The sequence below is a fragment of the Streptomyces sp. NBC_00341 genome (genome assembly GCF_041435055.1).
Lineage (GTDB): Bacteria > Actinomycetota > Actinomycetes > Streptomycetales > Streptomycetaceae > Streptomyces.
The window spans coordinates 7,965,740-7,980,156 of sequence record NZ_CP108002.1; the positions used below are offsets into that span (position 1 = coordinate 7,965,740).

General features: G+C 72.2%; 13 protein-coding genes and 1 riboswitch. Of the genes, 5 read left to right on the forward strand and 8 right to left on the reverse strand.

Features of this window, described 5'->3' with window-relative positions; all coding sequences use genetic code 11:
- Window positions 1-17: 17 nt before the first annotated feature.
- The 3 genes from OG892_RS35600 to OG892_RS35610 form a co-directional block, all read right to left on the reverse strand.
- Entirely contained in the window at window positions 18-1,415 is a 1,398-nt protein-coding gene (locus OG892_RS35600) for a cytosine permease (protein WP_371631238.1), read from the reverse strand.
- A riboswitch (TPP riboswitch) is annotated at window positions 1,406-1,500 on the reverse strand. (Overlaps the previous gene by 10 nt.)
- 56 nt (window positions 1,501-1,556) lie before the next feature.
- Window positions 1,557-2,522, reverse strand: coding sequence for a formylglycine-generating enzyme family protein (locus OG892_RS35605; RefSeq protein ID WP_328864543.1), 966 nt, complete (start codon window positions 2,520-2,522; stop codon window positions 1,557-1,559).
- Window positions 2,519-3,742, reverse strand: a complete 1,224-nt coding sequence (locus tag OG892_RS35610) for an ROK family transcriptional regulator (RefSeq protein WP_327340149.1) — start codon at window positions 3,740-3,742, stop codon at window positions 2,519-2,521. The genes OG892_RS35605 and OG892_RS35610 overlap by 4 nt, the downstream gene beginning before the upstream one ends.
- Before the next feature lie 205 nt (window positions 3,743-3,947).
- Here OG892_RS35610 and OG892_RS35615 point away from each other — a divergent pair, with 205 nt between their 5' ends.
- The 5 genes from OG892_RS35615 to OG892_RS35635 are packed head-to-tail and all read left to right on the forward strand — an operon-like array spanning window position 3,948 to window position 10,391.
- Window positions 3,948-5,435 (forward strand): sulfatase-like hydrolase/transferase, encoded by a 1,488-nt coding sequence (locus OG892_RS35615; RefSeq protein ID WP_371631239.1) that lies wholly within the window; start codon window positions 3,948-3,950, stop codon window positions 5,433-5,435.
- Complete coding sequence (locus OG892_RS35620; RefSeq protein ID WP_073734518.1) at window positions 5,432-6,295, forward strand: ABC transporter permease; 864 nt, start codon at window positions 5,432-5,434, stop codon at window positions 6,293-6,295. The genes OG892_RS35615 and OG892_RS35620 overlap by 4 nt, the downstream gene beginning before the upstream one ends.
- A gap of 3 nt (window positions 6,296-6,298) precedes the next feature.
- A complete protein-coding gene (locus tag OG892_RS35625; protein ID WP_073734519.1) occupies window positions 6,299-7,081 on the forward strand; it encodes an ABC transporter ATP-binding protein in 783 nt (260 codons plus the stop codon).
- Entirely contained in the window at window positions 7,078-8,109 is a 1,032-nt protein-coding gene (locus OG892_RS35630; protein WP_371631240.1) for an aliphatic sulfonate ABC transporter substrate-binding protein, read from the forward strand. Before OG892_RS35625 ends, OG892_RS35630 begins: the two co-directional genes overlap by 4 nt.
- Window positions 8,106-10,391 (forward strand): DUF4838 domain-containing protein, encoded by a 2,286-nt coding sequence (locus tag OG892_RS35635; protein WP_371631241.1) that lies wholly within the window; start codon window positions 8,106-8,108, stop codon window positions 10,389-10,391. Before OG892_RS35630 ends, OG892_RS35635 begins: the two co-directional genes overlap by 4 nt.
- An 85-nt stretch (window positions 10,392-10,476) precedes the next feature.
- On the opposite strand, the gene OG892_RS35640 is transcribed toward OG892_RS35635, so the two are convergent.
- The 5 genes from OG892_RS35640 to OG892_RS35660 form a co-directional block, all read right to left on the reverse strand.
- Window positions 10,477-10,971: an FBP domain-containing protein gene (locus tag OG892_RS35640; RefSeq protein WP_073734520.1), complete on the reverse strand. Its 495-nt coding sequence runs from the start codon at window positions 10,969-10,971 to the stop codon at window positions 10,477-10,479.
- Between the two features lie 50 nt (window positions 10,972-11,021).
- Window positions 11,022-11,528: an NUDIX hydrolase gene (locus OG892_RS35645; RefSeq protein ID WP_073734521.1), complete on the reverse strand. Its 507-nt coding sequence runs from the start codon at window positions 11,526-11,528 to the stop codon at window positions 11,022-11,024.
- Window positions 11,529-11,599: 71 nt separating this feature from the next.
- Window positions 11,600-12,499 carry a hypothetical protein gene (locus tag OG892_RS35650; protein ID WP_371631242.1) on the reverse strand — a complete coding sequence of 300 codons (900 nt, stop codon included), beginning with the start codon at window positions 12,497-12,499 and terminating at the stop codon, window positions 11,600-11,602.
- Entirely contained in the window at window positions 12,496-13,509 is a 1,014-nt protein-coding gene (locus tag OG892_RS35655) for an SPFH domain-containing protein (protein WP_371631243.1), read from the reverse strand. Before OG892_RS35655 ends, OG892_RS35650 begins: the two co-directional genes overlap by 4 nt.
- Before the next feature lie 219 nt (window positions 13,510-13,728).
- A complete protein-coding gene (locus tag OG892_RS35660; protein ID WP_371631244.1) occupies window positions 13,729-14,358 on the reverse strand; it encodes a TetR/AcrR family transcriptional regulator in 630 nt (209 codons plus the stop codon).
- Window positions 14,359-14,417: the final 59 nt, after the last annotated feature.

A 14,417-nucleotide genomic window follows, 5' to 3' on the forward strand; every position in this document is an offset into this window, starting at 1 on the left:
CGCGCCCGCCGGGACCGTCAGCGGCGGCGCAGTCGCAGCGGGGCGTACACGGCGAGGGCCGCGAGGAACGCCACCCCGTAGGCGAGGTCCGCCCCGTGCAGCGCCCGCGCCACCGGGCCCACGTACAGGCCGGTGCTCATGAACGGCACCGCCGCGGCGAAGGCGGCGGCGAACGCGGTGAGCGCGGGCCACCACGGCTGGGGGCGGGAGCTCTCGGCGGCCAGGTCGACGGGGGAGCCGCCGCGCGCCCTCGCCCGGACGATCCAGTCGACGGCCACGATCGCGACGAACCCGGGGATCCAGTAGCCGACGAGCAGCAGCACGTTCTGGAAGCGGGCGGTGGTGTCGGCCGCGTGCATCCACAGGACGAGGGGGAAGCCGAGGGCGGCGGCGAGCGCGGCGGCGACGGGGCGCGGCAGGCGAACGCCCATGGTCTGCAGCGCCAGCGAGCCGCTGTAGTCGTTCATGGCGTTGCTGCACAGCGCGGCGAGTGCCACGGCGAGCAGCCCGAACGCCCCGAGCGCGCCCCCGCCCAGCAGGGTGTCGATGCCGTGCGCGGTCTGGTCGGTGAAGACGGACGCGCCCCACAGGCCGAGCGTCTGGACCGCCACGAACGAGACGCTGATGCCGAGCAGAGTGCACCAGAACATCCGGGGCCGTGACGTGGTGCGCGGCAGGTAGCGGCTGAAGTCGCTGGCGTACGGCGCCCAGGACAGCGCCAGGCTGAGGGCGATCGTGCACGTCAGGACGAACGCGCCCGCCCGGTCCGCGCCGTGTGCGGTGCCGGTCGCGGCGGGGTGGACCCCGTCCAGGAGCTTCGTGGCGAGCACCGCGAAGGCGGCGGCGAGGACGAAGGTCATCACGGTCTGGAGCCGGTGGATCACCTCGTACCCGAGGACGCCGAGCGCGCCCTGGGCCGCCATCATGGCCAGCACTCCGAGCCAGAAGGGCCAGCCGCACAGCTGGGCCAGCGCCTCCCCGCCGAACAGCCCGATCAGCGCGTCCCAGGCGATGGAGGACAGCCACTGGAGCGTGCCCGGCAGCACCACACCCCGGCCGAACGCCAGCCGGGCGAGCGGGAGTTGTCCGGCGCCTGTCTGGCTGCCCCAGGTGCCCAGATACGCGGTGGGCACGGCGCCCACGAGGGTGCCGAGCACGACGGCGGTGAGCGCCGTGGCGAAGTCCAGGCCCAGGGCGATGCCGACGGTGCCGGTGAAGACCCCGGTCATGGTCAGGTTGGGGGCGAACCAGACGGTGAACAGCCGGCCGGGCCCGCCGTAGCGGCGGTCCTCGGGGACGGGGGCTATCCCGTGCGCCTCGACGCGCAGATCGCCCGGGGCGGTGGGCATCCGTCCGTCGAACGCGGGCCGCGCGTCCGTGGCCGCGCGCTCGTCCTGGGCATACGGCAATGACATGAAGACATCCCTCCGCCAGTGCTAACTGGTTCAGGTTCGACGGGTGTGTTCTCAGCCCCTGTGCGGGGCACCCCGTGTCCGGTGAGGCGGCCAGGATAGCCGGGTGTGCGCGGAGCGCGACGGGAGGGGTGAAGGCGACGGTCAGACCGTGAGCGCGCAGCGGAAGCCGCCGTGGCCGGTCGTGCTGTCGGGGGTGTTGGAGGTGCGGGCGGCGACGCGGTAGCGGTTGCAGTAGGAGCGGTGGCACAGGTGCGAGCCGCCGCGCAGCACCCGGTTCTCGCCGTGCGGCGGGCCGGTGGGGTCGGTCCGGGTCGCGGGGTGCTCGGCGGTGTGCCAGTCGGTGCTGAACCGGTCGGCGCACCACTCCCAGACGTTGCCCGAGGCGTTGTACAGGCCGAAGCCGTTGGGGGCGTAGGCCTTGACGGGTGCCGTGCCCGCGTAGCCGTCCTCGCGGGTGTTGCGTACCGGGAAGTCGCCCTGCCAGATGTTGCAGCGGTGCCGGCCGTTCGGGGTCAGTTCGTCGCCCCAGGGGAACCGGGCCCGGACGAGGCCGCCCCGGGCGGCCTTCTCCCATTCGGCCTCGGTGGGCAGCCGCTTGCCGGCCCACCGGGCGTAGGCCGTCGCGTCGTTCCACGACATGTGGACCACTGGGTGGTCCCGGCGGTCGCCGACCGAGGTGCCCGGCCCCTCGGGTGCCCGCCAGTGGGCTCCGGTCACCGCCCGCCACCAGGGGGCGCCGGGCACGGTGCCCGGCAGTACGGCACGGCGCGCCTCCGGTGGGATGAAGGACCCGAACACGTAGGACCAGCCGATGAGTTCGGCCTCGGTGCGATAGCCGGTGGCCTTGACGAAGACCGCGAACCGGGCATTGCTGACGCAGGCCGCGTCGATATGGAACGCCCCGGTCGTGACCTCCCGTACGGGCCCCTCGCCGTCGTCCGGGAACGCGTCCTCGTCCTCGCCGCCCATCAGGAACGGTCCGCCCGGTACGGCGACCATGCCGCGCAGGAGGTCGGCCCGGCCTCGCACCGGGACGGCGAAGTCCGCCGGGGGAGCGGCGGGCGCCGTCCGGGTGCTCTCGCGGGCGGGACCGCAGCAGGCGCTCACCGCGCGGACCCGGTGCCGGGCGCGCCGGGCGCCGGCCGGTCGAGGAGCTCCTCCAGGTCCTGGCCGGTGGTGCGCAGCAGCAGGGCCACCCCGCCGAGCGCGGCTGCCTCCCCGCCCAGGGTGGAGCCGCGCACCTCGATGGTGCGGGGGGCGGACGGCAGTGAGAGTGCGGCCAGTTGTTGCCGGATGGGGGTGAGGACGAGGCCGTCCAGGGCCGCCGGTTCGCCGTAGACGACGATGCACTCGGGGTCCACCTGTGCGGCGAGGGCGGCCAGTACCCGGCCCGCCACGAGGGCCGCGGTCCGGACGACGTCCGCGGCGTCCGGCTGGCCCCCGGCGGCGAGCGCGACGAGCTCGGCGGCGTCCCGCGCGGTGACCCCGCGATCGGCGCACGCGGCGAGCAGCGCGGGGACGGAGATGAGTCCCTCCAGGCAGCCGCGGCCACCGCAGTGGCAGGGCTTTCCCTCGGGGTCGCAGCTGGTGTGGCCGATCTCGCCGGCCGCGCCATGGGCGCCGTGCACCAGTGAGCCGTTGACGACGAGTCCGCCACCGACCCCTTCCGACCAGCGCAGATAGACGGCGTTGTCGAAGCCGCGGGCGGCGCCCCAGGTCACTTCTGCGAGTGCGGCGAGCCGGGAGTTGTTGTCCGTGAGGACGGGGGCGTCGAAGTGCCTGCCCAGTTCGGCGGCGACGTGCCCGGCGAACGGTGTCATCGTGCGGGGGTCGCCGGAGGCCGGGTTCTGTACGAAGCCGGGGAGGCCGAGGCCGATGCCCTGGACCGGGGCGAGGCTGATGTTCTCCCGCCGCACCAGCTCCTCGACGCCTCTGATCGCCTGCGCGGCGCGTTCCGCGGCGCCGCTGTCCGCAGGGACGGGGGCGCTGTACCGGCCGACGACCTCATGGGCGCAGTTCGCCACGACGACATGGATGCGGTGGCGCTGGAGGTCGATGCCGATCAGCTCCGCCCCGCGGGAGTTGAGCGAGATCTCCAGAGCCGGACGGCCTCGGCCGCGCGGTTGCTCCGGGTCGGGGGCCGGCTGTTCGACGACGGCCTTGCGTTCCAGCAGATCGGACACGATCGCGAACAGGGTGGTACGGGAGAGCCCGACCCGCTCCTTCAGCTCACCGCGGCTCAGCGCGCCCGACCTGCGCAGTTCACCGAGTACGGCGGCTTCATTGGCCCTGCGCAGGCGCTGCAGGGCATCGGTGCGTTCCGTCATGGACGCATGGTCGATCGGGGCAGGGCTTTCTGTCAACGCGCCGGACGAATTCACACAATGTTTATTCCCAAGGGTTGACGTAAAAAAGTCGGCGTCCCTACAGTTCCGGTCAGCCGACTGCACCGGCACCTGCCGAAGCACCGCCGGACCGGTATCGGCCGGGTTCCCGGCAGCACACCGAGCGACCACCGAAAGGGCGGCCCGAGTGGCTCCGCGCAACGTCCTGTTCCTGATGACCGACCAACACCGGGTCGACACTTTGGGCTGTTACGGCAACCCACTCGTCGACACCCCGGCCCTCGACGCCCTGGCGGCCGCGGGAACCCGGTTCGACCGCTTCTACACCCCGACCGCGATCTGCACCCCGGCCCGCGCCTCGCTGGCCACCGGCCTCCACCCCTTCCGCCACGGGATGCTGAACAACCCCGAGCGCAACGGCGGGAGCAAGGACGAACTCTCCGACGAAGACCCCATGCTCTGGAGCCGGTTGACGGAACGGGGTTACTCGGTGGGCCATGTAGGCAAATGGCACATCGGCCGCGAGCGAGGCCCCGAGTTCTACGGCCTGGACGGCGAACACCTGCCCGGCGCCCTCAACCCCGTACACCACCCCTCGTACGAGAAGTGGCTGGAGGACAACGGCTTCCCGCCCTTCGCGGTACGCGAACCCGTCTTCGGGACCGCCGCCAACGGAACCGGGCGCGGGCACCTCATCGCGGGCCGGCTCCAGCAGCCCGCGGAGGCCACCATGGAGGCCTTCCTCACCGACCGCGCACTCGGCCTGCTGGACCGCTACGCCGGCGAATGGAAGGCCGACGGCAAGCCGTTCATGCTGTCCTGCCACTGGTACGGCCCGCATCTTCCGTACCTGATCCCCGACAGCTACTACGACCTGTACGACCCCGACGACGTCCCGCTGCCCGCCTCGATGGCCGAGACCTTCGCCGGGAAGCCCGAGGTGCAGCGCCAGTACAGCGCGTACTGGTCCTCGGACGGATTCGACGCCGCCGCCTGGCGCAAGCTGATCGCCGTCTACTGGGGCTACGTCACGATGATCGACCACCAGGCCGGGAGGCTCATCGCGGCGCTCAAGGAACACGGCCTGTGGGACGAAACGGCGGTCTTCTTCACCGCCGACCACGGTGAGTTCACCGGTGCCCACCGGCTCAATGACAAGGGCCCGGCCATGTACGAGGACATCTACAGGATTCCCGGCATCGCCCGGATCCCCGGCGCCCCGGCCCAGGTCAGCGATGACTTCGCCAGTCTGATCGACCTCAACCCGACCATTCTCGAACTGGCCGGAGCGCCCGTGCCGGACCAGTGCGACGGCGCCAGCCTGCTGCCCCTGCTGCACGGGGCCGACGCGGGGGACACCCGCGACGAGATCGTCGCCGAATTCCACGGCCACCACTTCCCGTACTCGCAGCGCATGCTCCGCGACCGGCGCCACAAGCTGGTCCACAACCCGGAGAGCGTGCACGAGCTCTACGACCTGGAGGCCGACCCGCACGAACTGCACAACGTGTACGACGCGCCCGCCTACGCGGACGTCCGGCGCGACCTCACCGTGCGGCTCTACCGCGAACTGCTGCGCCGCGGCGACCCGGCGTACTCCTGGATGAGCTACATGGCCGACATCGGCGGCGACCGTGCCGCAGACGTCGACGGCGTCGCGGAGGAAGTGGCATGAAGACACCGGCCGAAGCTCCCGTGGAACACCGGGACGAGCGCGCGGCCCCGGCAGCGGAAGGCACGAAGAGCCCCGAGCGCACGGGGGACACCGGGAAGAAGCCGCGCGGCACCGGCCGTCTCACCGACGTGCTGCTGGCCCTCGCCTCCGCCGCGCTCGGCCTGCTCGCCTGGGGCATCCTCGCGAACAGCGGCATCGACGGCTTCCCCGGACCGGTCGTGGTGGCCCGCCGCGCGGGTGAACTCATCGCGGACGGAACCCTGTTCAGCGACGCGGGCGCCAGCCTCAAGCGGGTCCTGACCGGCTACGTGCTCGGCGTCGTCCTGGCGGTCCCGGTCGGCTTCCTGATGGGCTGGTACCCGGTCGTCCGCAGGCTGATCGAGCCCTGGCTGCAGTTCTTCCGGATGGTGCCGCCGCTCGCGATCATCCCGCTCGCCATCGTCCTCATGGGCATCGACGAGACCCCGAAGATCTTCGTGATCTTCCTGGCCTCGTTCCTGTCGTCCGTCGTCTCCACCTTCCAGGGCGTCGTCGCCGTCGACGTCACCCTCGTCAACGCCGCCCGGGTGCTCGGCGCCCGTGATCCGCAGGTCTTCATCGGCGTCGTCGTGCCCGCCTCCACCCCGTTCATCCTGGTCGGCATGCGGATCGGGCTCGGTGCCTCCTGGGCGACCGTCGTCGCCGCCGAACTCATCGCGGCCCAGGGCGGACTGGGCTTCCGGATGCAGCAGGCCCAGCTCTACTACGACCTGCCGACCATCTTCGTCCAGCTCATCGCGATCGGCGCGATCGGCCTCGCCATGGACCGGCTGCTGCTCCTCGCCGAGCGCCGGCTCACCCACTGGCAGGAACGGCGGTAAACCATGCCCACCATCAACTTCCGTGACGTGAGCCGCGGCTTCGCGGTCAAGGACGGCGACTTCCTGGCCCTGGACCGGGTCTGCCTCGACATCGAGGACGGCGAGTTCGTCACCGTCGTCGGACCCTCCGGCTGCGGCAAGAGCACCCTGATGAACATCGCCGCCGGACTCCTCGACGCGACCGGCGGCGAGGTCACCGTCGACGGCGTCCCGGTCCGCGGCCCGGCCCCGGAGCGGGGCGTCATCTTCCAGCAGTACGCGCTCTTCCCGTGGATGACCGTCACGGCCAACGTCGAGTACGGACTCAGGGTCGCGGGCGTCAGGAAGGCGGAGCGCCGGCGCCGCGCCCGCGAGGTCATCGAACTCGTCGGCCTCACCGACTTCGCGGACTCACTGCCCAAGACCCTCTCCGGCGGCATGAAGCAGCGCTGCGCCATCGCCCGCGCCTACGCGGTCGACCCGAAGGTGCTCCTGATGGACGAACCCTTCGGCGCCCTCGACTCCCTCACCCGGGTGCGGATGCAGGAGTCGCTCCTGGACACCTGGGGCCGCGACCGGCGCACCGTCATGTTCATCACCCACGACGTGGACGAGGCGGTCTTCCTCGCCAACCGCGTCGTCGTCATGGCGGCCCGCCCCGGCCGCGTCCACACCGTCATCCCCGTCACGCTGCCCTATCCGCGTACCGAGGAACAGCGGCTGTCTCCCGAGTTCGCCGAGTTGCGTGCCCAGGTGTGGCACGCCGTCCACCACCAGCCCGCCCCGCTCGAAGGAATCGCGTCATGAATTCGATCCGTGCCGTCGGCCGCCGTACGGCCGGCCTGTTCCTCGCCCTGGCGCTGGTATCCGTCGCCACCGGCTGCGGGGGCGACTCCTCCTCCGACGCCGCCGACGGCGGACCGCAGAAGGTGCGGTTCGGCTACATCGCCGATTACAGCGGCTCCGTCGCGCTCGCCGTCGCCCAGAAACGGGGGCTGTGGAAGAAGGCGGGCATCACCCCCGAGCTGAAGGTATTCACCAACGGGCCGCTCCAGGTCCAGGCACTCGGTTCCGGCGACCTGGACTTCGGCTACCTCGGCCCCGGCGCACTGTGGCTGCCCGCCTCGGGCCGCGCGTCCATCGTCTCCGTCAACATGCTGGGTCTGGCCGACCGGGTCATCGCCCGGCCCGGCTCCGGCATCGAGAGGCCCGCCGACCTCAAGGGGAAGAAGGTGGCCGTCGCGGAGGGCACCTCGGGCGACATGATCCTCAACCTGGCGCTGAGCGAGGCCGGTCTGAAGCAGGACGACGTCAAGAAGGTCGTCATGGACGCCTCGACCGTCGTCACGGCGTTCTCCTCCGGCCAGGTCGACGCGGCGGCCACCTGGTACCCGCTGATCGACACGATGAAGAAGAAGGTCCCCGGCCTCAAGGAGATCAGCCGCACCCAGGACTACTACCCGAAGCTGACCTTCCCGAATGTCTTCGTGACCCAGCCGAAGCTGGCCTCCGGGAACCCGGAACTCGTGAAGAAGGTGACCGGGGTGCTCAAGGAGGCCGGCGACTGGACCGCCGCGCACCCCGAGGAGTCCGAGACCGTCACCGCCGACTTCCTGAAGCTGCCGGCCGGGCAGCTCAAGGGCTCCACCCAGTACGTGAAGATCCTTCCCTCCGCCGAGCTGACCAAGCTCAGTGAGGACGGCACGGTCGACGGCTGGTTCGACGAACTCGCCGCCGTGTTCGGCCGGATGGGGAAGCTGCCCGAGCCGGGCAAGGCCGAGGACTACTACCTCGGTGACCTGTACGCCGAAGCCGGAAAGGCGGACCGCTCATGAACGGCTCCACACACACCGACGGCCTCACCACGTCCAGCGCCATGAGGCGGCGCGGATTCCTCGCGGGGGCGGCCGGCCTGGCCGGTGCGGCCCTGCTGCCGGCAGCCACCGCCGGCCGGGCCGCGGCGGACACCGGGGCGAGCGGCGCGGCGTCCGGCGAGCCGCTCCGGGTGGTCTCCGGCGGCCGGGCACGGGCCACCGTGCTCTGGTGGGGTGCGGGCAGCGCCGAGTTCGCCGCCACCGAACTGCGCGACTACATCCGCAGGATGACCGGGGTGCGGCTGCCGCTGCGCGCCGCCCCGGACCCCGGGTCCTCCGCGCCCGAGGGCGTCACCGGCCTGGTGGCCCTGCGCGCGGGGACCGGCGGCGCGGGTCCGATCGCCGCCGGCCGGCTGGCGGACGCCGGACGGGAGCTCGACGGGGCACCGGAGGACTCCTTCACCCTGCTCGGCGACGACACCCTCCTCCTGCTGACCGGGCACGGCGACCGGGCTCCGCTGTACGCCGTGTACGCCCTCCTGGAACGCACCGGCGTGCGCTTCTTCGCCCCGGGCTTCCCCGCGTACGAGGGCCACCACGAGCGGATACCGAACGCCCGCGGCCTCGACGTCCCGGCTGTGCGCCTCACAGACCGGCCGGGCTCGGAACTGCGGCGCCAGTACGCGGAGGAGGGGTTCAGCCACACCGCCGCGAGCCTGCCCCCGCTGCTCGACTGGATGGCCAAGAACCGGCTGAACACCTTCGTCTACCCGACCGACTACCTGGGCCTCGGCGTCACCACCTACGACGGGGTGCGCGATGTCCTGGTCCGCGAGGCCGCCAAGCGCTCCATCCGCATCGAGACCGGCGGCCACGGCTACGACAGCTTCCTGCCCAGGGCCGACTACCCGCAGTTCTACGAGTCCGGCGGCCCGGTCTTCGACATCTACAACCCCGAGGCCCTGGACGCGTACGTGGCCAAGGTCGTCGCCTTCCTGCGGGAGCGTCCCGAGATCACGCTCTTCGACTGCTGGCCACCGGATGTCGGCGCGTTCCAGAAGCCCGTCCTCGACCGGTACGGCACCGCGTCCGACGCGGAGTCGGTGGTGGTCAACGAACTCGCCCGGGTCCTGCGCGAGGAACTGCCCGGTGTCCGGGTCGAACGGATCGCGTACGCGTCCACCGTCCAGCCGCCCGGCCCGCAGTACCCCTGCGACCCCGAGGTGGTGGTGGACTTCGCCCCGTACGGCCGGAACTACGACGGTCACCTGGGCGACCCGGCGGTGGGCGCCAACACCGGCCTGGCGAACGCGCTGCGGGCCTGGCGCTCCACCCACCGGGGCCCGCTCGCCATGTACGAGTACTACCGGCGATACCGCTGGCGCAGCCTTCCGGTGCACCCGCTCACCACCATCGCGGGCGACGCCGTCTTCGAGTCCGGGCTCGGTCTCGACGGCATCGGCATGTACAGCGAGCCGGCCGACTGGATCACCTACGAGCACGTCCAGAGCCTGGTCGCCGCGCTGGCCTGGGACAGCTCACTGGACGCGGGCGGCTACCTCGACGGCTACCTGGAGGCCCGGTTCGGCGCGGCCGCGACCGCAGCGATGGGCCGTTACTACCAGCTGACCGCCCTGGACCCCGACACCCACGGGCCCGGCGTACTCACCGCGAACTACGGGCAGGCGCGGGCCGCACTGCAGGAGGCGGCCGGCCGGACGAAGGATCCCGCGCCGCGCACCCTGCTCGACCGGCTGACCCGCAACCTCGACATCGCGCTGGCCGACATGAGGATCGGGCTGGCACCGGCCGGCAGCGCCGAACTGGACGCCGCCCGCCGGGAGTACCGGGCGCTCGTGCACCGCAACCGGTTCAACGGCGTCTGCCTGCCCAACATGCAGGCGTGGGGGCGCTGGAACGGTCCGGACGGGCAGTCGCCGTACGACGACGCCCGCATCCGCCAGGACGTCGTCGACACCTACGCGAGCGCCGCCGCCGGGTTCGGCGATCCGGGATTCCTGGTGCTGACCCGGGGCGGTGACCCGGTGCCGCTCGACGTGGAGGCGCAGGACGTCGACTTCGCCGGCCACACCGTCCAGTGGACGGCCACCGCGCCCGACGGCGTCGTCCTGGAGCCGTCGAGCGGCACGCTGAGGGTGCGCGGTACCCGGGGCGCCACCGCCCGGGTCGCCGTAAGCGCCACCGCGGACGCGGCGGCCGGCGCGCACCGGGTCACGCTGGAGTTCCGGCTGGCCGACGGGACCCGGCTGGTCCCGTCCCCGGTGGAGACCGAAATCCGCTGACCGGCTGGGCGAGGCGCGGTCCGTCCCGGCATCCGGAAGCCGGGACGGGCACCGCCGTCCGCCCGCCCGTCCACCGCGTCCCGGTTCAGCCGAAGAGCTTGGCCACGAACGCGGAGAGGTTGGCCGAGGTGCGGGCGATCTGCTCCTCCACCGTCAGCGACTCCTTGAACCGGGCGCCCGAGGGCACGGCCTTCTTTCCCCGGACGTAGAGCGAACAGGCCAGGTCGGTGCACATGTAGAGCCCGACCGAATTGCCCTCGCGCCCTGACTGCCCGGTCTTGCGGGCGGTCATCAGGGAGACCCCGCTGCCGGGGTGCGTGGTCAGACAGAGCGAACACATGCTCCGGTGCAGGAAGCCGCGCTGCTGGGAGGGGAAGCGGAGCGTGATGCCCGCGGTCCGGCCGTCGTGCTCGGTGACGATGTAGCTGCGCCCGGGAGCGGACAGGTCGCGCCAGCCGAGGAAGTCCAGATCGTCCCACCGCAGCTCGTCGAGATCGCGGGGGAGCGGCAGACGCTTGGCTTCCCCCTTGGAGCAGTTGACGAACGATGTGCGGATGTCCTGCTCGGTCAAGGCCTTCATGACATCGACGCTAACTCTGCCTACGACCCCTAGGCAAATAAATAAACGATTTAGGTGTTCACCTGTGTGCCCTCGGGCAGTACGGCCAGTCGGTGGGCGGGCGGGTGCTCGATGCCGAGATCGGGGCGCCAGGCCGCGAGGATCTGCGCCGAGGGGTCGAACAACGGCGTCGGCAGGGCCTCGGGCCGGGTCCACTGCCAGGCGCTGATGAGATGGGGTTCGGTCACCTGCGGGCTGCCCGACTCCACCGTGACCAGGGCGGCCATCGTCACCCGGTTGATGCCGCCGGCCACGTCGTGCAGCATCGCGAAGACGCCCATGCCGTGCTCGGGGACGTCCAGCCCGGTCTCCTCGCGCAGCTCCCGCACCGCCGCCGCCGCGATGGACTCGTGCGTCGGATCGACCTTCCCGCCGGGCAGCTCCCAGCTGCCGCTGTGGTGCCGGCCGAGCAGGATGCGCCCCCGGGTGTCCTGCACGATCACGCCCACCCCCAGTGCGGCCTGGGCCTGTGGCGGCCGGGAGTTGCGGTCGGGGATCCGCGCCGTTTCGCTGTCCATGTCTGCTCCTCGGACTGATCGGCGGCCGGTGACCGCCACAAGGTGTCGAGCCTACGGGCGGGCGCCCGCCGTCACCCGGCCAGCCGCAGCGACGTGGGCGCGATGCCGAGCCGCACCGTCTGTCCCCATGTCAGCTCCAGCGCGTCCGCCTCCATGCCGTCACCGAAGACCACCACCCGGTCGGACTCCACGGTCAGCCGCAGCCCCTGCCCGCGCCCCAGCTCGCCCGAGACCAGCGAGGTGCCGGTGACGGGTGACGGCCAGGCCTCCCGGACGAACCAGAGCAGCCGGGTGTCGGTGGGCGCCGGCAGCGTCAGCGGGCTTCGGCGTTCCTGCCACAGGGAGCGCAGCCAGCCGGTGGCGCCGGTGCCGGTGCCGACCAGGACGCCGGAGGACGCCTGTGGTTCTGCGGGGGAGTCCGCCGCGTCGGGGCCGAGCCGGTAGCGAGCGGTCTGGTGCCCCGGCGGACCGAGATAGATCTCGTTGAGCGCCAGCAGCCGCTGGGTGTCGTCGGCCACCGCCTCGACCATCGTCAGCTCGTCCGCCGTGCCGCCCGGAGCCACGGCCGCCCGCAGCAGCGCCGCCGCGTCGGCGGGCCGGTGGCGGACCAGGACCCCCGGATTGCGTCCCGGATCGGAGTCGATGCCGACGACCGGCTGTCCGGAGAGGTACTTGGCGGCGTTGGCGACCAGACCGTCCTGGCCGACCACGACCACCACGTCCTCCGGCGCGAACAGGAACCGGTCCAGATCCTGGCGCTCCACCCGGGACTGCCGCCACTGCAGCGGAACGGCCGCCGCCACCTCGCTGAGCGCCTGCCGGGTCCGCTCGTGCCGCCGGGCGACCTCCTCGATGGACCGGCCCCGGCTCGTCAGGAAGAACGCCGCCTGACCGTGGGTGCCGTGCCGGGCGAGCAACTCCTCGTACTCGGTGGTGCGGTGGACCAGTACCGCTCGCGGCGCCAGGCTCATGCCCGGCTCTCCGGAGCGGGCCGGCCGAGCTTGGTGAGCAGGCCGGTGAGGATGTCGGGCGAGAGGGTGAGGCTGTCGATGCGCGGCAGGTTCTCCGCGAGCCGGGTGGCGGCCAGCGCGTGCAGGGTCGCGGCCTCGACGTCTCCGTGCACCTGGAGCCAGGCGGCCTGGGACTCGGCACGGGCCGCCCCGACCTCACGCGCAGCTTCGGCCTCCGCACGGGCGAGGCGCACCTTGCGCGCCGCCTCGGCCTCGGCGCGCACCCCGTCGGCCGCGGCGTTCTCCTCCGCCTCGCGCCGGGTGTTGGTGCCGCGCTGCTCGACCAGTTGCTCCTCGCGGCGGGCCAGCTCGATCTGGCTGGCCAGCTCGTTCTCCGCGATGGTCCGCTCGCGCTCGACGGCCACGGCCCGCCGTTCGTACGTCGCGCGGTCGGCCTCCTGCTGGATCTGCTCCCGGGCGGGGGTGCGCAGGGCCCGCTCCACCTCGGCCTCCGGCCGGATGGCGACGACGCGAACGGCCACCACCTCGATCCCGGTGGCCGGCAGCCGGGGCTCGTCGGCCAGCCCCGCGGCGACCCGTTCGCGTACGGCGGCGACGCCGTCGACCAGCGCGCCGGCCAGCGGGGTGCGGGCCAGTACGTCCAGGGTGTGCTGCTGGGCCGTCTCGGTGAGCAGCGTCGCGATCTGCTCCAGCGGTGCGCCGCGCCAGACGCCGGAGTCCGGGTCGACGGAGAAGTCGAGGCGCGCGGCGGCCTCGGCCGGATCGCTGATCCGGTACGTCACGGTGGCCTGCACGGTGACGTCCTGGAAGTCGGCGGTGCGGGCGTGGAAGGCCATGGCCAGTTCGCGGTCGTTGACCGGCACCTCGGAGAGCGCGGCGCTGAGCGACCGGTACCAGAAGCTGAGCCCCGCCCCGTCGTGGGCGAGCAGGCCGCGCTTGTGGTGGCGGATGTGGGCCGTGGGCGCGGAGCGCAGATGGCGCCAGCCGAAGCGCCTGGTGATGTCGGCCATGGTGGGACCCCCTTGTTTTCGTCATGGAGACGATAACGGGCGGTACGTCATATCGTCAAGAGGACGAGAAGGGGATGCCGGCAGTGCGGGCGCGTACGAAAACGGGCGGCCGGTGACTTCCGAAGAAGTCACCGGCCGCCCGGTCGGTGCGCCGCCCCCGTCCCCACGGTGCGGCGCGGGCGGGCCGTCGTCATCCGCTGGGGCGACGGCCCACGTCTTTCAGGACCCGGACGAGTGGGCGCCCAGGCCGAGTGCGGGAAGGACGGCGCCCTCCACGAAGCGGACCAGGAAGTTCTCGTCCGCGCAGGTCCCCTCCAGCAGGGGCCGGGCACGCATCACGCCCAGCAGCTGCGCGGAGACGAACTCCGCGGCGGGGTTGTCCGCCGCCACTTCGCCGCGCTCCACGCCGCGTCTGACCATGGCGTCGAGCGCCGCCAGCTCCGGCAGGATCAGCGACTCGCGCAGCGCGCACAGCAGCTCGGGACTCTGGAGCGCGGCGTGACTCAGCGCCAGCATCAGCGTGGTGTCACGGCCCGAGCCCTCGCCGATGGCCTTCGCCGCCTCGCGCAGGTCTCCCGCCAGTGTGCCCGTGTCGATCCTCGGCAGCAGTCCGCGCCGGGTGCCGTGCAGGGCGGCGACGACCAGCTCCGGTTTGGAGCCCCACTGCCGGTAGAGCGTGGACTTGCCGCAGCGGGACCGGGAGGCGACGCCCTCCATGGTGAGTGACTCGTAGCCACTCTCCCTGAGCATGTCGAGGACGGCGGTGTAGAGCTCCTGGGCCCGCTCCGGCGTGATTTTCGAGCGGCGTGGCGCGGGCGCCGTCTCCTGCTCGGTTTCCTGCGACGACATGCGCGTTCCCTCTCTGCGACTCTGCGACGAGGTCCATCGATACGCCAGTGTACCGATAC